This is a genomic window from Bifidobacterium phasiani (assembly GCF_019331775.1).
GTDB classification, from domain to species: Bacteria; Actinomycetota; Actinomycetes; order Actinomycetales; family Bifidobacteriaceae; genus Bifidobacterium; species Bifidobacterium phasiani.
Window position 1 is genome coordinate 1 of the sequence record NZ_JAHBBD010000019.1, and the last position, 18,736, is coordinate 18,736.

Here is an 18,736-nt window from a genome sequence, read left to right on the forward strand (position 1 = left end):
ACGCCGGGGTGGGGGCCGGCTTCGGCGCGTCGGCCTTCGGCTCGGCGGCGACCTCGACGGTCTCGGCGACCGTGGCCTCCGGCTGCTCCGCCGGCGTGTCCTGCGTGACGCTGGCCTGTCCATCAGGTGCGGGCGTCGTCGCCTGCGCGGTGGGGTCGTTGATATTCTCGGGTGCGGTGACATTCTCGTCGGCCATGGCCAGCTCCTTAAGCTTCGAGTGTTGGAGGGGTCGCGTCGACGCCCCGGAACCACCGGTGCGTTTTCCGCGACCTCATTTATTATAGGGAACCGTGGCAAAAGGCGCATCAATATCAGGATTTCCAGAGTGGCTCCCCTCTGAACGCGTTGTGGAGCAGCGTGTCATCGACACGCTCCGTAGGGTTTTCGAGCTCAACGGCTTCATCGGCATCGAGACACGCGCGGTGGAGCAGGGATCGAGCCTGCTGAAGAAAGGCGAGACCAGCAAGGAGATCTACCTGCTGAGCCGCCTGCAGGAGGTCGGGCAGGAGAACGACACCCCGGTCGAGGACCGGCTCGGCCTGCACTTCGACCTGACCGTGCCGCTGAGCCGGTACGTGGTCGAGCATTCGGGCGACCTCGCGTTCCCGTTCAAGCGCTGGCAGATCCAGAAGGTGTGGCGCGGCGAGCGCCCGCAGGAGGGCCGCTTCCGCGAGTTCGTCCAGGCCGACATCGACGTGGTCGGCAACGGCGAGCTGCCCGAGCACTACGAGGTCGAGCTGCCGCTGGTCATGGTCTCCGCCCTGGAGCGCCTGCGCGAGTTCGGCCTGCCCAAGGCGACCGTGCACGCCAACAACCGCAAGCTGTCCGAGGGCTTCTACCGCGGCCTGGGGCTGAGCGACGTCGAGGGCGTGCTGCGCGAGATCGACAAGCTCGACAAGATCGGCGCCGACGAGGTGGCCAGGCTGCTGGTCGGCGAATGCGGCGCCGACGAGGCGCAGGCCGCAGCCTGCCTCGAGCTGGCCGAACTGACCGCCGCCGACGGCGCCGAGTTGGCCGAACGCTTCGACGCGCTGTGCGCGAAGCACGGCATCGCCAAGGAGTCGGACGCCTACGCGCTGGCCCGCCAGGGCCTCGACACGCTGGCGATGATCGTCGACGAGGCCGCCCGCATCCGCCCCGGCTCGGTGATCGCCGACCTGAAGATCGCCCGCGGCCTGGACTACTACACCGGCTCGGTGTACGAGACGTTCCTCGACGGCGCGGCCTCGCTCGGCTCGATTTGCTCGGGCGGCCGCTACGACAACCTCGCCTCGCAGGGCAACCGCAAGTACCCGGGCGTCGGCCTGTCGATCGGCCTGTCGCGCCTCGTGTCGTACATGCTGCACACGGTGGGCGCCCACGCCAGCCGCGTCTCGCCGGCCGCCGTGCTCGTCGCCGTGTGGAACGAGGCCGACCGCGCCGACTCGAACGCGATCGCCAACGAGCTGCGCGCCCGCGGCATCGCCGCCGACGTAGCCCCCACCGCCGCCAAGCTCGGCAAGCAGATCAAGTACGCGGACAAACTCGGCATTCCCTACGTGTGGTTCCCCGCCGACCGCTCCGATCCGACCGCCGTCGACGAGGTCAAGAACATCGTGACCGGCGAGCAGACGCCGGCCGATGCCAAGTCGTGGGAGCCGGATACTGTGGTTGCCCGGCAAACCGTGGAACTTCAAGGAGAGCAGGAATGAGCCAGACGGCTTACAGAACACATCATGCCACCGAAGTCACCGAGGGCCTCGTCGGCGAACGCGTGACGCTCGCCGGTTGGGTCGACCGTCGCCGCGACCATGGCGGCGTGGCCTTCGTCGATCTGCGCGACAGCTCCGGCCTGGTGCAGGTGGTGATCAACGACGAGGAGATGGCGCGCCCGCTGCGCAGCGAGTTCGTGATCCGCGTCGTCGGCGCCGTGCGTCTGCGTCCGGAAGGCAACGAGAACGAGCATCTGGCCACCGGCCGCGTCGAGGTCGTGGCCGAGGGCATCGAGGTGCTCGCCAAGTCCGACGCGCTGCCGTTCCAGGTCTCCACCGCGCTCGAGAACGAGTCCGAGAACAAGCTGCCGGGCGAGGACGTGCGTCTGAAGTACCGCTACCTCGACCTGCGCCGCCCCTCGATGCAGCGCAACATCAGGCTGCGCTCCGACATGGCCCGCGCCGCGCGCCGGGCCCTCGACGAGATGGGCTTCACCGAGGTCGAGACCCCGACGATGATCAAGTCCACCCCCGAGGGCGCCCGCGACTTCCTGGTGCCGGCCCGCCTGGTGCCCGGCTCCTGGTACGCGCTGCCGCAGTCCCCGCAGCTGCTCAAGCAGCTGCTGATGGTCTCCGGCGTCGAGCGCTACTACCAGGTCGCCCGCTGCTACCGCGACGAGGACTTCCGCGCCGACCGCCAGCCCGAGTTCACGCAGCTCGACATGGAGATGGCGTTCGTCGACCAGGAGGACGTGATCGCGATGGCCGAGAAGGTCATCGCCGCGATCTGGAAGACCGCCGGCTACGACGTCCAGCTGCCGATCCGCCGCATCACCTGGCAGGAGGCCATGGACAAGTACGGCACCGACAAGCCGGACCTGCGCTTCGGCAACGAGCTGATCGAGCTCACCGACTACTTCAAGGACACGCCGTTCCGCGTGTTCCAGGCCCCGTACGTGGGCGCGGTCCTGTTCAAGGGCGGCGCCTCCACGCCGCGCCGCCAGTTCGACGCCTGGCAGGAGTGGGCCAAGCAGCGCGGCGCCAAGGGACTCGCCTACGTGCAGTTCACCGAGGACGGCGAGCTCAAGGGACCCGTCGCCAAGAACCTGTCCGAGCAGGAGCGCGCCGGCCTCAAGCAGGCCGTCGGCGCCGAGGACGGCGACGCCGTGTTCTTCGCCGCCGGTCCGCGCACCGCCTCGCAGAACCTGCTCGGCGCCGTGCGCGTGGAACTCGCCGAGCGCGCCGGTCTGCTCCGGCCCGACGAGTTCGCGTTCACCTGGGTCGTGGACTTCCCGCTGTTCAAGTCCACCGACGAGGAGGACGACGACGTGGCCGTCGGCCACTCGAAGTGGACGTCGATGCACCATCCGTTCACGATGCCGTCCGCCGACTGGATCGACCGCTTCGACCAGGACCCGGAGCACGCGATGAGCGACTCCTACGACATCGTGTGCAACGGCGAGGAGATGGGCGGCGGTTCGGTGCGTATCCACCGCGACGACATCCAGGACCGCGTGCTCGACGTGCTCGGCATCTCCAAGGAGGAGGCCGACGAGAAGTTCGGCTTCCTGCTCGAGGCGTTCAAGTACGGCGCGCCGCCGCACGCGGGCATCGCGCTCGGCTGGGACCGCACCGTGCAGATCCTCGCCGGCGCCGACAACATCCGCGAGGTCATCGCCTTCCCGAAGGCCGGCGGCGGCCGCGACCCGCTGACCGGCGCCCCGGCCCCGATCAGCGACGAGCAGCGCGCCGAGACCGGCGTCGACTACGACCCGGACGAGGACGAGTGACGGCGGTCGCGGCGCATGACCCAAGGGGCCGCGCCGCGACCTGCGATCGGTGACGTCCGATGAGCGCCGCCCGCCCGCATCCCGACGACATGCCCCGGCATGCGTCCCGGATGCGGGCGGGCGGCGCTCGTCTGTTGCGTCGTCGTCGCGGCGCCTGCGGGGCCGTGTCGCCGACCGGGCCGTCATGGCCGCGCCGACAGTCAGCCGCCGTGGGGCCGTGCCCGCGGCGATGCGCGGCGCATCGGTGGTGCGTCGCCGCGTGCGTGCCATGTCCGTGCGCGGCGACACGGGTGCGGCGAGGAAGGATGCGGGCGTGCATCGCGCGCGTCGGACGGGACCGTGACGGCCCGTGTGACGGCGAAGCCGCGGATGGCGCGGCCGGGCGGCAAGCGGACGGTCTCATCGTCGCGACCGGCGGCCGCCTTCGAAACGCGGCCGCGCGGCCGGGCGCTTAGATGCAGAATCCCGGCACGACGCCGAAGTCCTTGCCGGGCACGTGCGCGTAGAAGGGGATGCCGTCGGCGCCGGTGTCCATGAAGTAGTCGGCGTTGTCCGGGTAGGGGGAGCGCTGCCACCACGAGACCGGCTCGGACCCGCCGGCCAGATGCTTGACCAGGATCGGGTTCTCGGCGCTCCACAGCACGTCGGTGTCGACGAACAGCCGGTACTTGTCGCCCTCCGCGTTGAAGACCTCGAGGTTGTCGCTGAGCGAGGCGTCGACGTCGCCGATGATCTCGTTGTACGAGGGCAGCCACAGCTTGTCCGAGGTCACGGTCACCGCATCGGCGTCGTAGGTGTGCCCCACGTTGTTCGTGTACTTGTCGGCCGCCACGATCGTCCGCTGCAGGTCGGAGGGCAGCCGCGCCAGGATCTCGGAGTTCATCCAGCCGCGCAGGTCGCTGTCGCGCCAGCCGCCCGCGTTCGAGTCGCCCGCGTCCATCGCGTGCGTGGCGACCGCGTCGGTGAAGATGAAGGTGATGCCCGCCAGCCCGCCGTCCGAACGCTCGTCCTGGCGGAACCCGGCGATCTGCGCCGAGGTCTCGGTCCCGTCCTTCAGCGTGACGGTCTTGCGCTGCGAGCCGTCCAACGTGCCGTCGGAGTCGCACAGGTGGTAGCGTTCGGCGACGGCCAGGCCCTCCTCGTCGTCGCCGGCCGCCGCGATGAGCGCGGAGATCCGCGAGAGCTCCTCCCAGGAGTAGTCGTCGACGGCGTCGCGGACCTCGGGGTTGCGTGCGCCGTCGTCGCCGGTGTCCGTGTCCTTGTCGTCGCTGTCGCCGGCCGTGGCATCCTGGTCGTCGTTGTCGTTGGCATCGGACTGGTCGGCGTCGCTCTCGCTGTCGGCGTTGCCGTTGTCCTGCGCCGACTGCGATGTGGAGGCGTTGTCGCCGAGCAGTCCGAAGCCGTCGGTCAGCGCGGCCGCGATCGCGGTGCCGGCGACCAGGATGACGACCAGGATGATGGCGACGATGACGGCGGCGGTATGCCGCCCGCGCCGGTCGCCGTTCGCCGGCGGCGCGGATGGCGGTACGGCGGGTGCGCCGTTCTGGTTCGGTGGGATGACGGGCGCGACGTTCCGGCCCGGCGGGACGACGGGCGCGGCGTTCTGATTCGGCGGCATGGGTGATGCGCCGGTTGTCGGAGCGGACGATGGGTTGGCCGCCGGGATGGTCGATGGACCGATTGGGGAGGTTGCCGGTGTAACCGGCGGTTGGTCGGGCATTGCGGGCTGCGGCATCGGCGTGCCGGAGGGCGTGATCGGCGGCATGGCGGCGGTCGGCGCGGTATCGGGCACGGTCGATGTTCCGTCGGGCGCGGAGGGCGTCGCGGCGGGGTATTGCGCGTCGTTCTGGGCGTCGGCGACGGGTGCGCCGCAGACGGTGCAGAACCGCGCGTTTGGTTCCAGCGGTGTGCCGCAGGCCGCGCATGCCGGTTGTGCGGGCGCTGCAGAGACCGGGGTTCCGCATTCGGTGCAGAATCGTGCGCCTTCATCCAGTTCGGCGCCGCATCGCCGGCAGATCATCGCGGTCCTCCTTCACGCTCCGTTGTGCGGGCCCGCCCATGACCGTCCGTGGCCGGACTTGTGCGATCCCCTGACGGTTCCCAGCCTACTCGCCCCGACGCCATGCCGGGCGGTCGGCAGGCCGCCGCGGCCGTAGCCGGTGCTGTCGCCGGCGCCCGATCCGTGGCCATGCCGGGCTGGTGGGCCGTCCGATTGGAATTTGCGTGAGGCGCGGCGGTGGGTGTGGCGCGCCTCCTCACGAAAGTGCAACGTTTACCTAATTCACGGGATGGAAGCCGGAAATCCTGTGAACCGGAACGATATGGAATCGCACGTTTTCGCACATCGGTATCCGCGGAATACCGGGCGCGAATGTTCGATTTCATCGTGACGTCAGTTCACGGGATTGTTCGGGTCAATCCCGTGAACCGGCCGGAGGCGACGGAGGCCCGGGCGACGGTTGGTTTCAGGCCGTGAACGTCGATCGGGCGAACCGTCAAGGGCGTCGGGGCGATCGAAGTCCCACGCCGCCGGGCTAGTCGTCGAGAATCGAACGGAACTCCGTATGGGGGAGCAGATCGTCGAAGGAGTCCCACCGGCGCCTGAGCTCCTGCTCAGCCTCGTCGTGCTCGCGCTGCCCGCGGGCCGCGTACTCCTTCAGCTCGTCCGGTCCCATTTGCCTGACTGTCTTCCGCTCGGCCATACATCCCATGATAGTTCCGGTGCGGCCGTGGGCCGCGACGCCGATCCTACGGCCCGGTCATGCGGTCCGGTCATATGGTTCCGGTCATGCGGTCCGATCGCACGAGCCCGATCACACGAGCCCGATCACACGGCCGGTCAATCAGGTGCTTGGCCGCAGCCTTCTCCAACCCGTACACGGCCCCGATCGCACGGCCGGTCACGTGTCCGCGGTTGCGTGACCGGCCGTCCGAACACCGTTGCCCGGCCCTCGCGTCCCCACGCGGCCATGGTCGCGCGAGGCCGTCCGGGCGGGACCGCCGGCGCCCGGCCCCGCCCGCCCCGGCCGATGGGTCGGGCGTGCCCCGGGCCTGCGGAACCGGTGTATTTCGAAGCCTCGTAACGACCCCCCGGTATAATTGACCCCCATGTCAGATAAGAACGAAGCAACGAAGAATGCCCGCCCGCTGGCGCCGCTGGTGCCCGGGGCGGATGAGGCCGGCCATCCGCTGGTCGAATTGACCCACGTCGAGAAGCATTTCGGCGACCTTCACGTGCTCAAGGACATCAACCTCTCCGTCGACAAGGGCGAGGTGCTCGTCGTCGTCGGCCCCTCGGGCTCCGGCAAGTCGACGATGTGCCGCACCATCAACCGCCTGGAGACCATCGACTCCGGAGTCATCCGCATCGACGGCAAGCCGCTGCCGCAGGAGGGCAAGGAGCTCGCCCAGCTGCGCGCCGAGGTCGGCATGGTGTTCCAGTCGTTCAACCTGTTCGCCAACAAGACGATCCTGCAGAACGTCACCCTCGCGCCGATCAAGGTGCGCCACATGGACAAGAAGGAGGCCGAGGACCTGGCGATGGACCTGCTCGCCCGCGTGGGCGTCGCCTCGCAGGCCCAGAAGATGCCCTCGCAGCTGTCCGGCGGCCAGCAGCAGCGCGTGGCCATCGCCCGCGCGCTCGCCATGCGCCCCAAGGTCATGCTGTTCGACGAGCCGACCTCCGCGCTCGACCCCGAGATGGTGAACGAGGTGCTCGACGTCATGGTCGAGCTCGCCCACGAGGGCATGACCATGATCTGCGTGACCCACGAGATGGGGTTCGCCCGCAAGGCCGCCGACCGCATCGTGTTCATGGCGGACGGGCAGATCCTGGAATCCGGCACCCCCGACGAGTTCTTCGACAACCCGAAGACCGACCGCGCCAAGGACTTCCTCTCGAAGATCCTGACCCACTAACTGCCAGATTCCCCCGACGGGCCGCATGGCGCCGCATCCGGCCGGACCGGCCGCGCCGCCGCCCCGCGGGGCATATCCGAAGGACGTGTATGAAGAAGAGAGCAATCACACGCGCGCTTGCCGCCATGTGCGCGCTCGTGTGCACCGTGGCGTTGGCGGGCTGCGGCGCGGACGAGGAAGGCAAGATCCGCATCGGCATCAAGTTCGACCAGCCGGGCCTGGGCTTCAAGAAGTCGGGCACCTACGTCGGCTTCGACGTCGACGTGGCCAAGTACATCGCCCGGGAGCTGGGCTACTCGGAGGACGAGATCATCTGGAAGGAGGCGCCGTCGGCCCAGCGCGAGGCCATGCTGCAGAACGGCGACGTCGACATGATCCTCGCCACCTATTCGATCACCGACTCGCGCAAGGAGGTCGTGGACTTCGCCGGACCGTACTTCGTCGCCGGGCAGGACCTGCTGGTGCGCGCCGACGAGACCGAGATCGACGGCCCCGAGGACCTCAACGGCAAGCGCCTGTGCTCGGTGACCGGCTCGACCTCCGCCGTCACGGTCAAGGAGCAGTTCGCCGACGAGGTGCAGCTCATGGAGCAGCCCGGCTACGCCGAATGCGCGACCGCGCTGTTCTCCGGCATCGTCGACGCGGTGACCACCGACGACATCATCCTCGCCGGCCTGGCGTCCGCCGCCCGCGGCCAGCTCAAGGTGGTCGGCCAGCCGTTCACGCAGGAGTACTACGGCGTGGGCATCAAAAAGGGCGAGCGCGAGCTCGCCGCGCGGATCAACGACGCCATCGAGAAGATGATCGAGGACGGATCCTGGCAGCGCGCCATCGAGAACAACACCGAGGGCACCGACTACAGCCCGGATCCGGACTACAACCCGCCCGTGCCGACCGAAGGGGAGGAGTGAGGATGGACGCGTTCATGGAGCTGTTCCGGGAATACGACGTGCTCGGCGCGTTCCTGGTGAACATCGAACTGACCCTGTGGTCGGCGCTGTTCTCGCTGATCCTCGGCGTGGTGCTCGTCATGATGCGCATCTCGCCGATCTCCTCGCTGCGCACGGTCGCCGGCGCCTACGTCGAGCTGTTCAAGAACATGCCGCTGACGATCATCATGGTGTTCATGGTGCTCGGCGTGTACGCGCAGCTCAAGCTCGAGTTCTCCGACACGTTCGCGACGAACTTCTTCTGGCTCGCCGTCACCGGCCTGTCGCTGTACACGGCCGCGTTCGTGTGCGAGGCGCTGCGCTCCGGCATCAACACGGTGCCGCTCGGCCAGGCCGAGGCGGCCCGCGCGCTGGGGCTGAACTTCATGCAGTCGGCGTCGCTGATCATCCTGCCGCAGGCGTTCCGCGGCTCGGTCGCGCCGCTGGGCAACACGCTGATCGCGCTGCTGAAGAACTCCACGGTCGCCGCCGCGGCGTCGGTGTCCACCGAGACGTCGTCGCTGATGAAGGAGATGATCGAGTTCCACGCGGACGCGATCGTCCAGATCTTCCTGATCTTCGCCATCGGGTACGTCATCATGATCATCCCGATCGGCGTGCTGACCACGTACCTGTCCAACAAGCTCGCGGTGAGGAGGTGATCGCGCATGGCATCGAAGAACAATGAGAGCTCGGTCCTGTTCGACCAGCCGGGTCCCAAGGGCCGTCGCATGATCCGCATCGCCAACTGGATCGCCGGCGTGATCTTCGCGATCGTCGTCGTGCTGATCCTGCTGCGCCTGCACAATCCGCCGGACGGCGAGAACCAGCTCGACTGGGAGCTGTGGCGTCCCGCCCTGGAGGGCGAGGCCTGGACCGACTTCTACCTGCCCGGCCTGTGGATGACCATCCAGGCCTCGATCGTGGCCGTCATCGGCTCGGTGGTCTTCGGCCTGGTGTTCGGCGTCGGCCGCCTGCTGCCGAACCCGCTGGCCCGCGCCGTCTCCGCGGTGGTCGTCGAGTTCTGCCGCGCGGTCCCGGTGCTGCTCATGATGATCTTCTTCTGGCGCGGCTTCGCCTTCGCCGGCATCGGCAACTCGTCGTACTGGGCGGTGGTGCTGGCGCTGATCCTGTACAACGGCTCGGTCGTCGCCGAGCTGGTGCGCTCCGGCGTCGGCAACCTGCCGAGCGGCCAGCGCGAGGCCTCGCTGGCGCTGGGCCTGACCGAGACCCAGTCGCTGATGCAGATCGAGGTGCCTCAGGCCATCTTCGCGATGCTGCCCGCGGCCGTCACCCAGCTGGTCGTCGTGCTCAAGGACACCGCGCTCGGCTCGATCATCATGTACACCGACCTGCTGCAGGAGTCGCGCCGTCTGGGCTCGATGTACTTCAACATCCTGCAGACGCTGGTCGTGGCCGCGGTGATCTACTTCGTCATCTGCTGGCTGCTGTCGCGCCTGGCCGAATGGCTGCCCGAGAAGATGCGCTCGCGCACCGCCGCCCCGACCGAGGCGGAGGCCGTCGCGCCGATCGCGATCATGGACCCGTCGAACGTCAACCAGATCGCCGTGGCCAAGGAGGTCGAGGAGCGGCGGTTCAGCGCCGGCGCCGGCGAACGCCAGTACCATGTGCACCACCGCGGCTCGAACGCCTCGATCCGCGAATGGCGGCGCACCCGCTACATGCAGGGCTACGACGAGACGCACCCGGAAAGCCAGGTCGACCCGCTGACCGGCGAGTTCCCCGCCGCCCTGCGCTCCCAGCGCAAGGGCAAGGGCGGCTTCGGCCGCTCCGAGTCCAAGGGCTCCGAGTCCAAGGACGGGGGCAAGGATACCGCCAAGTAGGCCCGCGCCGGCGGGCCGTGCCGACGCATCCGAAGGCCGTCGCTCTCGCATGGAGGGCGGCGGCCTTCGCCGTGAGCGCGGACGCCCGGTGACACTCCCGGCCGATTTGCCCGTTCGCGCTTCGCGGCGTACGACTGAAAGCCATCGGTCCGACGACGGGAGCAGCTGATGGCCAAGGACAAGGACGGCAAGGGCAGGGACGGCAAGGATAAGGACGGCAAGGGCAGGGACAAGGACGGCCGCGGCCGCCTGGACCGCCGTCTGATCGACCGGGCGCTGGATGCGGCGCGCGAGAGCGTGGACAGCATCGACAACGAGGGCACGCTGTCCGAGCGCATGGCGCGGGCCGCGCGCTCGAGCGACCTGCTGAGCATGGTGTGGTCGCTGCCGCCCGCCCAGCGGCTGGTCTTCCATCCCGGGGTGCGCGTGGACGACGTGGACAGCGGCGCGACGCCGGGGTTCGAGGGCGGCCGCGAGGACGGCGAGCGGTTCATCGACATCAGCTCCAGCGAGATCGCCCGCTACCAGCGCCTGCTGTACGCCAACGGCGTCAGGGGCGTGCGCCGCCGCCTGCTGATCGTGCTGCAGGGCATGGACGCCTCGGGCAAGGGCGGCATCGTGCGGCACGTGTTCCGCCAGGGCGATCCGATGGGCATCCACTACCACGGGTTCGGCAAGCCCAGCGAGGAGGAGCTGCGGCACGACTTCCTGTGGCGCGTCGAGCGCGAGCTGCCGCAGCCCGGCTGGATCGCCGTGTTCGACCGTTCGCACTACGAGGACATCGTCATGCCCCATGTGTACGGCACCTACCCGGAGGAGGTGTGGCGGGCCCGCTATGATGTCGTGAACCGGTTCGAGCGAGAGCTGGCGGCGGACGGCTGCGCGATCCTGAAGATCTTCCTCGTGCTCGGCCGTGACGAGCAGAAACGCCATTTCCTCGGCCGGCTGGAGGACCCCACGAAGTTCTGGAAGTTCGACGCCGGCGACCTCGACGCCCGAGAACGCTGGGACGACTACATGGCGGCCTGGCAGGAGGTCTTCGAGAAGACCTCCACGCCGACGGCCCCGTGGTACCTCGTGCCCGCCGACAACCGCTGGTACTCGCGCGCCGTGGTCTCCGAGCTGCTGCGCACGACGCTGAAGACGATGAACCTGACCTGGCCGCCGCTGGCGTGCGACCCCGAGGAGGCGCGCCGCCGCCTCGCCGCCGACTGAGCCGGGGCGCCGGCGGCCCCCGGTCCGGCCCGGCTCGCCGCGGCGGCGGTAGAAGCCGCCGGATAGACTCGTGGACTATGGCAGACGAACAGGGATACGGGTCGCTCGGGGCGCTGGCCCCGGACTGGGACGAGGGCCCGCGCAACATCGACACCGACGAGATCTACGACCGCTTCTTCGGCTGGGTCGCCGACGTCAAGGGCATCGATCCGTGGCCCCACCAGGAGGAGGCCATCATGGACCTGCTCGCCGGGGACCACGTCATCCTCAACACCCCGACCGGCTCCGGCAAGTCGCTGGTCGCGCTCGGCATGCACTTCGCGGCGCTGTGCACCGGCAGGCGCTCCTACTACACCGCGCCGATCAAGGCGCTGGTCTCCGAGAAGTTCTTCGACCTGGTCGAGGTGTTCGGCCGCGACAACGTCGGCATGATCACCGGCGACACGCACATCAACGCCGACGCGCCGATCATCTGCTGCACCGCCGAGATCCTCGCCAACCAGGCCCTGCGCGAGGGGCGCCGCGCCGACGTCGGCTGCGTGGCGATGGACGAGTTCCACTACTACGGCGACCCCGAACGCGGCTGGGCGTGGCAGGTGCCGCTGCTCACGCTGCCCGACACCCAGTTCCTGCTCATGAGCGCGACCCTCGGCAACGTCGACGCCATCGCCGACAAGCTCGAGGACATGACCGACACGGACGTCGACATCATCGCCGACGCCCCGCGCCCCGTCCCGCTCGCCTACGAGTACACCGACAAGCCGCTGGAGCACACCGTCGAGCTGCTGTTCGACAAGGGCGAGACGCCGATCTACGTCGTCCACTTCTCCCAGGACGCCGCGCTGGAGACCGCGCAGGCGCTCGCCTCGACGGGCGTGTCCAGCAAGCGGCAGCGCGAGGCGATCGCCGAGGCGATGAAGGGCACGCGCTTCACGACCGCGTTCGGCAGGATCCTGCAGCGGCTGCTGCGCACCGGCGTCGGCATCCACCACGCCGGCATGCTGCCGCGCTACCGCCGCCTGGTCGAGCAGCTGGCCCAGCAGGGTCTGCTGCCGGTCATCTGCGGCACGGACACGCTCGGCGTGGGCATCAACGTGCCGATCCACTCGGTGGTGCTCACCGCGCTGACCAAGTTCGACGGCTCGCGGATGCGCCGCCTGCGCGCCCGCGAATTCCACCAGATCGCCGGCCGCGCCGGCCGCATGGGCTTCGACACCGAGGGGCTGGTCGTGGCCGAGGCCCCCGAATACGAGATCGAGAACGCCAAGGCGATCGCCAAGGCGGGCGACGACCCGAAGAAGCTCAGGAAGATCAAGCGCAAGAAGCCGCCGGAGGGGTTCGTCACCTGGAACCGGTCCACCTTCGACAAGCTCATCGACGCCGCGCCGGAGACGCTGGCGCCGCACCTGAAGATCACGCATTCGATGGTGCTCAACGAGGTAGCGCAGGGCGGCGACGCCCGCCGGCGCGTGGACCGGCTCATCGACGACTCCTCGCAGACCCCCGACCAGAAGGAGCGGCTGCACGGGCGCGCCGACGAGATCTTCGCCACGCTGTTCGACACCGGCGTCATCGAGACCGAGGAGCGCGGCGACGGCGGCAGGGACTACTTCCTGACCGTCGACGTGCCCGAGGACTTCGCGCTCGACCAGCCGCTCAGCCCGTTCCTGCTCGCCGCGCTCGAACTGCTCGACCCCGAGTCGGACACGTACGCGCTCGACGTGATCTCGATGGTCGAGGCCACGCTCGAGGACCCCAAGCAGGTGCTGCGCGCGCAGGAGCGCCAGGCGCGCGACAGGGCGATGGCCGAGATGAAGGAGGACGGCCTCGAGTACGACGAGCGCATGGAGCGCCTCGCCGAGATCACCTACCCCAAGCCGCTGGAGGAGCTGCTCGACGCCGCGTTCCGCCGCTACCGCCAGGACGTGCCGTGGGCGAACGACTACTGGCTGAGCCCGAAGTCCGTGGTACGCGACATGGTCGAGACCGCCTCGGACTTCACCGGGTACATCGCCCGCTACAACATCGCCCGCTCCGAGGGCACGCTGCTGCGCTACCTGTCCGACGCCTACCGCGCCCTGTCGCGCACCGTGCCGCCGGAGAAGCGCGACGAGCAGCTGCGCGACATCATCGCCTGGCTGCGCGTGGTCGTCCGCTCGATCGACTCCAGCCTGGTCGACGAGTGGGAGAACGCCGGATCGTCGGCCGACGCCGAGCGCGCCGCCCTGAACGCCGCCGCGCCGGGCGCGCGCGACGCCGTCGTCGAGGACCGCCGCGGCCTGACAGTGCTGGTGCGCAACGCGATGTTCCGCCGCGTGCGGCTCATGGACCTCGACCGCCCCGATGAGCTGGGCGCGCTCGACAAGGACTGGGGCTACGGCGTGCACGAGTGGGAGGACGCGCTCGACGACTTCTACGACGCGCACGAATACGTGAACACCGACGCGCGGGCGCGCTCCGCCGAGCTGTTCATGCTCGACGACGCGCACGAGCGCGACGAGCACACCTGGAAGGTGCGCCAGATCATCGACGACTCCGACGGCGACCACGACTGGGCCATCGAGGGCGTCGTCGACCTCGACGCCACGCAGGAGTCCGGCGAGGTCGTCTTCCACGACTACCGCGTCGGCGACTGACCGGGCGCGTCGACCGCGTCGCCGCCCGCGCCGGACGGGCGACGCGGTCGAACAGTTGTTCGAGCGGGGTGAGTAGACTGGTGGGCATGACCGATGACCTGTTCGCCGCCACCGACGCGCCCGACGACGTGACCCGCCCGCTGGCGGTCCGCATGCGCCCGTCCACCCTCGACGAGGTGGTCGGGCAGTCGCATGCGCTGGGGGCCGGCTCGCCGCTGCGACGTCTGGCGAACCCCGCCTCGAAGGGCTCGCTGACCGCGCCGAGCTCGATCATCCTGTTCGGGCCGCCCGGCGTGGGCAAGACGACGCTCGCCTACATCGTGGCCAGGCAGTCCGGCCGCGTGTTCGAGGAGCTGTCGGCCGTCACCTCCGGCGTCAAGGACGTGCGCGCCGTGCTCGACCGCGCGCACCGCCGCCTTGTGGCCGAGGGCAGGGAGACCGTGCTGTTCATCGACGAGGTGCACCGCTTCTCCAAGTCCCAGCAGGACGCGCTGCTGCCGAGCGTCGAGAACCGCGACGTCACGTTCATCGCGGCCACCACGGAGAACCCGAGCTTCTCGGTCATCAAGCCGCTGCTGAGCCGGTCGGTCGTCGTCAAGCTCGAGTCGTTGGGGCCCGACGATCTGAGGACGCTGGTCGAACGAGCCCTGAACGACGAACGCGGCCTGAAGGGCGAGGTGCGCGCCAGCGACGAGGCCGTGGACGAGATCGTCCGCATGGCCGGCGGCGACGCCCGCAAGGCGCTGACCATCCTCGAGGCGGCGGCCGGCGCGCTCACCGGGGACAGGGAGCGCCGCAAGGGCGCCCGACGGCCGGTGATCACCCCCGAGGTCGTCGGCCAGGTCATGGACGTGGCCACCGTGCGCTACGACAAGGGCGGCGACGACCACTACGACGTCATCTCCGCGTTCATCAAGTCGATGCGCGGCTCCGACGTCGACGCCGCGCTGCACTACCTGGCGCGGATGATCCGCGCGGGGGAGGACCCGCGGTTCATCGCGCGCCGCATCATGATCGCCGCCGCCGAGGAGGTCGGCATGGCGGCCCCGCAGATCCTGGAGGTCACGGTCGCCGCCGCGCAGGCCGTCGCGATGATCGGCATGCCCGAAGCCCGCATCATCCTCGCCGAGGCGACCGTCGCCGTCGCCACCGCGCCGAAGTCCAACGCCAGCTATCTGGCGATCGACCAGGCGCTCGCCGACGTCGACGCCGGCCGAATCGGCGAGGTGCCTCGCCACCTGCGCAACGCGCCCACCACGCTGATGAAGAGCTGGGGCAACCACGAGGGCTACCGGTACGCGCACGACTGGCCAGGCGCGGTCGCCCCGCAGCAGTACCTGCCCGACGAGCTGGCGGGGCGGGAGTACTACCATCCCAACGACCGCGGCTACGAGCGCGAGGTCGGCCCGCGGCTCGAGCGGATCCGGAGCATCCTGCACTCCGGGCAGGGCGGCGCGGCGCCGGACGGCGGGGCGTCGGACGGAAGGTCGCCGGGTGGCGCCGCCTAGGGCGACGCGGGGCACGGGCGGACCCGCATGCCGGCGGCTGTGGGCATGCGCCTTGCGCCCCGGGCTCAATCGCCGCGCCGGTCGGCTCGGCTCCGTATCATGGGGCGGTATGGCGGGCGGGGCGACGGCCCGCGTCCGTGGCCATGCCGGCCGGCGGGCGGCGATACGCCCGTGTCGGCCGCGAACGACACGTACGATGACGCATTGCGAGGTGACCCCATGAACGAACGTCCGCTGATCGGTATCGTGCCGCTGGTCGACTACGGCCGCGAGAGCCTGTGGATGCTGCCCGGCTACATGGACGGCGTCATAGAGGCCGGCGGCGTGCCCGTCATGCTGCCGCTCACCGACGACGAGGCGGCCATCCGCCAACTCGTGGGCATGTGCGACGGCATCCTGTTCACCGGCGGCCAGGACGTCTCGCCGGAGCTGTACGGCGAGTCCGTGACCGAGGCGTACCTGGCGACCAAGCCGGAGCTCAGCCCCGAGCGCGACCGCATGGAGCCCGTGCTGCTGCGCGAGGCGCTGCGGGCGGACAAGGCGATCCTGGGCATCTGCCGCGGCATCCAGCTGATCAACGCGGCGCTGGGCGGCACGATGTGGCACGACCTGCCGACCGAGGTGCCCAGCGACGTGGAGCACCACATGCCGAACCCGCCGTACGACCTGCTCGGGCACGAGGTCACGCTGGTCGAGGGCACGCCGCTCGCCGAGCTGATGGCGGCGGCGGGCGAGGGCGGGCGCATCGCGGTGAACAGCTACCACCACCAGGCGGTGCGCGTGGTCGCGCCGGGGCTGACGGTGATGGCCAAGGCCGACGACGGGGTCGTCGAGGCGCTGTACCGGCCGGAGTCGCGCTTCTGCTGGGCCGTGCAGTGGCACCCCGAGTTCCTGCACAAGGTCGACGCGCGCAGCCGCATGATCTTCAGGGCCTTCGTCGACGCGGCGCGCGACGGGCGGCACGCCTAGCGTGGCGTGATTCCGCGGCGCGCGGCCGTTTCTAGCATCCGAGAACAGACAACAGACATCCGACAGGAGGAAACCATGAGCGAACCGACCATCGAGTTCTACGGCGCCGACTGGTGCGGCGACTGCCGCCGCGCCAAGCAGGTGTTCGACCGGTACCACGTCGCGTACCGCCACCACGACATCGAGTCGGAGGAGGGCGCGGCCGAACGCGCCGAGCAGATCAGCGGGCAGAAGCACATCCCGGTCATCCTGTTCGAGGACGGCACGGTGTTCGTCGAGCCGACGAACCCGCAGCTGACCGGCAAGCTCAAGGAGCTCGGCCTGATCTGACCGGTCCGGCGGACCGACCGGACGCCCCCGGGGGAGGCCGCGGTGCCCCCCTCCGGGGTGTATCGTCGTCCTGATGTCCATAACCAGGTCTCGTAAGCCGAGACATGGTCCAGCCATGGGTTACACTCTGTAGTTGGCCTGAACGCCATACGCGAACGTGAAGCATGAGCGTCATACGTAACGCATGCGGAGCGCGACCAGGCCCGAATCCGACCCGAAATGCGCCATGGAAACGCGCGGGCAAGATACCAATGATGCCGACGATGCCCGCGGGTATGCGGCGGCATGTGCACTGACGACGGAACAACAGGAGAGATTCGTGGAAACGAGTGTGGCAACCAACCAACAGGGGGATAACCGGCAGGGTGCGGTCGACGAGCGCATCCCGCTGAAACTGATCGGCGCCATCGTGGCGGTGGGCTCGCTGGCGTTCATCGGCATCCTGACCGAAACGGTCATGACGGTGCTCTTCCCGGAGCTGATGGGCGAATTCGGCGTCGACACGGCGACCGTGCAGTGGATCACGACGATCTACCTGCTGGCGGTCGCGGCCACGATGCCGCTGTCGTCGTTCATCAAGCGCCGGTTCACCAACAAATCCATCTTCGTCGCCGCGCTGGTGCTGGCGGTGCTCGGCTCGGCGATCATGATCGTCGGCCACGCCTTCCCGCTGATCCTCGTCGCGCGCGTCATCCAGGGCGTCGGCTCGGGCATGGCGACCCCGCTGATGATGAACATCATCCTCGAACAGTCGCCGCGCTCCAAGATCGGCCGGCTGATGGGCGTCGGCTCGCTGGTCATCACCGTGGCGCCGGCCATCGGCCCGACCGTGGGCGGCGCGGTGACCAGCGTGCTGCCGTGGCGCGCCATCTACGTCATCGTCATCCCGATCGTCCTGCTCGTCTCGCTGCCGGTGGGCCTGAAGTGCATTGAGCAGAAGCGCCCGACCGAGGAGGCGCGCCTCAACCCGCTGCAGTTCCTGGCCATCGTGCTGGCGTTGTCCGGGCTGATCCTGTTCCTCAACCAGGGCGGCGTGGCGATCGGCGCCATGGTCGGCGGCGGCGATGCGGCCACGGCGTCGGCCGTCGCCGTGGCCAGCCTGGTCGTCGGCCTGGGCTCGCTGCTGTTCTTCGGCTGGTCGTCCAGGAGGTCGTTCTCGCCGCTGATCCGCCTCGGCTGGCTGCGCAACCGCGTCGTGCTGCTGCACCTGCTGCCGTACGCGATCCTGCCGATGGTCGGCATCGGCTACGGCTATGTGATCACCAACCTGGCGCAGCTGTCGCTGGGGGCCGACGCGTTCCTCGCCGGCGCCCTCGTGCTGCCGGGCGCGCTGATCGGCGCGATCTGCGCCCCGATCGGCGGCATGCTGTACGACCGGTTCGGCCCGACCCGCCCGATCCTGACCGCGTTCGCCGTCGCGACCGTCGGCCCGCTGCTCATGCTGATCTTCTCGATGCATTTAAGCCCGATGCTGCTCATGGTGTTCTACTTCGTCTTCAACTTCAGCTACGCGCTCGAGTTCTCGAACATCATGACCAGCGCGCTGCGCGAGGTCCCGCCGGCGTTCACTCCGGACGGCAATGCGGTGTTCCAGACCTCGATGCAGTTCGGCGGCGCCGCCGGCACCGCGCTGTTCTCCACCGTGCTGTCCGTGGCCCAGGCCGGCCACGGCGCGGAGGGCAGCGCCGAGTTCGTGCACGCCACCGCGGTCGGCGGCGCCTGGACCTTCGCGGTGATGGTGCTGATCTGCGTGATCGCGCTCGCCTCGCTGGCCTGTGCGTTCATGTTCCGCGCCCGCCGCCAGCGGCGCGCCTGAGCGTGCGGACCCCGCGTCGTCCCCGCATCCGCCGTCGGCGATGGCCGGCGGCGGATCCGGGGACGAGGCGTGTGAAGGAAAGGGATATAA

14 protein-coding genes and 2 pseudogenes are annotated in these 18,736 nt (G+C 69.4%); 12 read left to right on the plus strand and 4 right to left on the minus strand.

What is annotated here, in order from left to right:
- A pseudogene (locus KIH73_RS08055) lies at positions 1-196 on the minus strand (DUF349 domain-containing protein); the annotation flags it as partial.
- A 94-nt stretch (positions 197-290) separates the two neighbouring features.
- Here KIH73_RS08055 and hisS point away from each other — a divergent pair.
- Positions 291-1,691: a histidine--tRNA ligase gene (gene hisS / locus KIH73_RS08060; RefSeq protein WP_219082353.1), complete on the plus strand. Its 1,401-nt coding sequence runs from the start codon at positions 291-293 to the stop codon at positions 1,689-1,691.
- Positions 1,688-3,481 carry an aspartate--tRNA ligase gene (gene aspS / locus KIH73_RS08065; protein ID WP_219082355.1) on the plus strand — a complete coding sequence of 598 codons (1,794 nt, stop codon included), beginning with the start codon at positions 1,688-1,690 and terminating at the stop codon, positions 3,479-3,481. Before hisS ends, aspS begins: the two co-directional genes overlap by 4 nt.
- A gap of 451 nt (positions 3,482-3,932) precedes the next feature.
- Here the strand turns inward: aspS and KIH73_RS08070 are convergent, their stop codons facing one another.
- The 3 genes and pseudogenes from KIH73_RS08070 to KIH73_RS08075 form a co-directional block, all read right to left on the minus strand.
- A complete protein-coding gene (locus tag KIH73_RS08070; protein ID WP_236022672.1) occupies positions 3,933-5,099 on the minus strand; it encodes a DUF6273 domain-containing protein in 1,167 nt (388 codons plus the stop codon).
- Positions 5,100-5,369: 270 nt separating this feature from the next.
- A pseudogene (locus KIH73_RS11225) lies at positions 5,370-5,501 on the minus strand (zinc-ribbon domain-containing protein); the annotation flags it as partial.
- A 514-nt stretch (positions 5,502-6,015) separates the two neighbouring features.
- Entirely contained in the window at positions 6,016-6,183 is a 168-nt protein-coding gene (locus KIH73_RS08075; protein WP_219082359.1) for a hypothetical protein, read from the minus strand.
- 406 nt (positions 6,184-6,589) lie between these two features.
- Between KIH73_RS08075 and KIH73_RS08080 the strand changes: the two genes are divergently transcribed.
- From KIH73_RS08080 to KIH73_RS08125, 10 genes are all read left to right on the plus strand, one after another.
- Positions 6,590-7,399 carry an amino acid ABC transporter ATP-binding protein gene (locus KIH73_RS08080; protein ID WP_338023984.1) on the plus strand — a complete coding sequence of 270 codons (810 nt, stop codon included), beginning with the start codon at positions 6,590-6,592 and terminating at the stop codon, positions 7,397-7,399.
- 89 nt (positions 7,400-7,488) lie between these two features.
- Positions 7,489-8,310 carry a glutamate ABC transporter substrate-binding protein gene (locus tag KIH73_RS08085; protein ID WP_219082361.1) on the plus strand — a complete coding sequence of 274 codons (822 nt, stop codon included), beginning with the start codon at positions 7,489-7,491 and terminating at the stop codon, positions 8,308-8,310.
- 2 nt (positions 8,311-8,312) lie between these two features.
- Positions 8,313-8,990, plus strand: coding sequence for an amino acid ABC transporter permease (locus KIH73_RS08090; protein ID WP_219082363.1), 678 nt, complete (start codon positions 8,313-8,315; stop codon positions 8,988-8,990).
- A 6-nt stretch (positions 8,991-8,996) separates the two neighbouring features.
- On the plus strand, positions 8,997-10,172 hold the full coding sequence (locus KIH73_RS08095; RefSeq protein WP_219082365.1) for an amino acid ABC transporter permease: 1,176 nt from the start codon (positions 8,997-8,999) through the stop codon (positions 10,170-10,172).
- 168 nt (positions 10,173-10,340) lie between these two features.
- Positions 10,341-11,387, plus strand: a complete 1,047-nt coding sequence (locus KIH73_RS08100) for a PPK2 family polyphosphate kinase (protein ID WP_219082367.1) — start codon at positions 10,341-10,343, stop codon at positions 11,385-11,387.
- 77 nt (positions 11,388-11,464) lie between these two features.
- Positions 11,465-14,023 carry a DEAD/DEAH box helicase gene (locus KIH73_RS08105; RefSeq protein ID WP_219082369.1) on the plus strand — a complete coding sequence of 853 codons (2,559 nt, stop codon included), beginning with the start codon at positions 11,465-11,467 and terminating at the stop codon, positions 14,021-14,023.
- Between the two features lie 86 nt (positions 14,024-14,109).
- On the plus strand, positions 14,110-15,531 hold the full coding sequence (locus KIH73_RS08110) for a replication-associated recombination protein A (protein ID WP_219082370.1): 1,422 nt from the start codon (positions 14,110-14,112) through the stop codon (positions 15,529-15,531).
- Between the two features lie 219 nt (positions 15,532-15,750).
- A complete protein-coding gene (locus KIH73_RS08115; RefSeq protein ID WP_219082371.1) occupies positions 15,751-16,500 on the plus strand; it encodes a gamma-glutamyl-gamma-aminobutyrate hydrolase family protein in 750 nt (249 codons plus the stop codon).
- 75 nt (positions 16,501-16,575) lie between these two features.
- Entirely contained in the window at positions 16,576-16,830 is a 255-nt protein-coding gene (locus KIH73_RS08120; protein WP_219082372.1) for a glutaredoxin domain-containing protein, read from the plus strand.
- 226 nt (positions 16,831-17,056) lie between these two features.
- Positions 17,057-18,646: an MDR family MFS transporter gene (locus tag KIH73_RS08125; RefSeq protein ID WP_219082373.1), complete on the plus strand. Its 1,590-nt coding sequence runs from the start codon at positions 17,057-17,059 to the stop codon at positions 18,644-18,646.
- Positions 18,647-18,736 lie beyond the last annotated feature (90 nt).

Coding starts and splice junctions, on each gene's coding strand:
- aspS (WP_219082355.1), top strand. CDS start 1,688: ATGAGCCAGACGGCTTACAGAACACATCATGCCACCGAAGTCACCGAG.
- KIH73_RS08085 (WP_219082361.1), top strand. CDS start 7,489: ATGAAGAAGAGAGCAATCACACGCGCGCTTGCCGCCATGTGCGCGCTC.
- KIH73_RS08125 (WP_219082373.1), top strand. CDS start 17,057: ATGGAAACGCGCGGGCAAGATACCAATGATGCCGACGATGCCCGCGGG.
- KIH73_RS08100 (WP_219082367.1), top strand. CDS start 10,341: ATGGCCAAGGACAAGGACGGCAAGGGCAGGGACGGCAAGGATAAGGAC.
- KIH73_RS08120 (WP_219082372.1), top strand. CDS start 16,576: ATGAGCGAACCGACCATCGAGTTCTACGGCGCCGACTGGTGCGGCGAC.
- KIH73_RS08115 (WP_219082371.1), top strand. CDS start 15,751: ATGAACGAACGTCCGCTGATCGGTATCGTGCCGCTGGTCGACTACGGC.
- KIH73_RS08070 (WP_236022672.1), bottom strand. CDS start 5,099: ATGCCGCCGAATCAGAACGCCGCGCCCGTCGTCCCGCCGGGCCGGAAC.
- KIH73_RS08080 (WP_338023984.1), top strand. CDS start 6,590: ATGTCAGATAAGAACGAAGCAACGAAGAATGCCCGCCCGCTGGCGCCG.
- KIH73_RS08110 (WP_219082370.1), top strand. CDS start 14,110: ATGACCGATGACCTGTTCGCCGCCACCGACGCGCCCGACGACGTGACC.
- KIH73_RS08095 (WP_219082365.1), top strand. CDS start 8,997: ATGGCATCGAAGAACAATGAGAGCTCGGTCCTGTTCGACCAGCCGGGT.
- KIH73_RS08090 (WP_219082363.1), top strand. CDS start 8,313: ATGGACGCGTTCATGGAGCTGTTCCGGGAATACGACGTGCTCGGCGCG.
- KIH73_RS08105 (WP_219082369.1), top strand. CDS start 11,465: ATGGCAGACGAACAGGGATACGGGTCGCTCGGGGCGCTGGCCCCGGAC.
- KIH73_RS08075 (WP_219082359.1), bottom strand. CDS start 6,183: ATGGCCGAGCGGAAGACAGTCAGGCAAATGGGACCGGACGAGCTGAAG.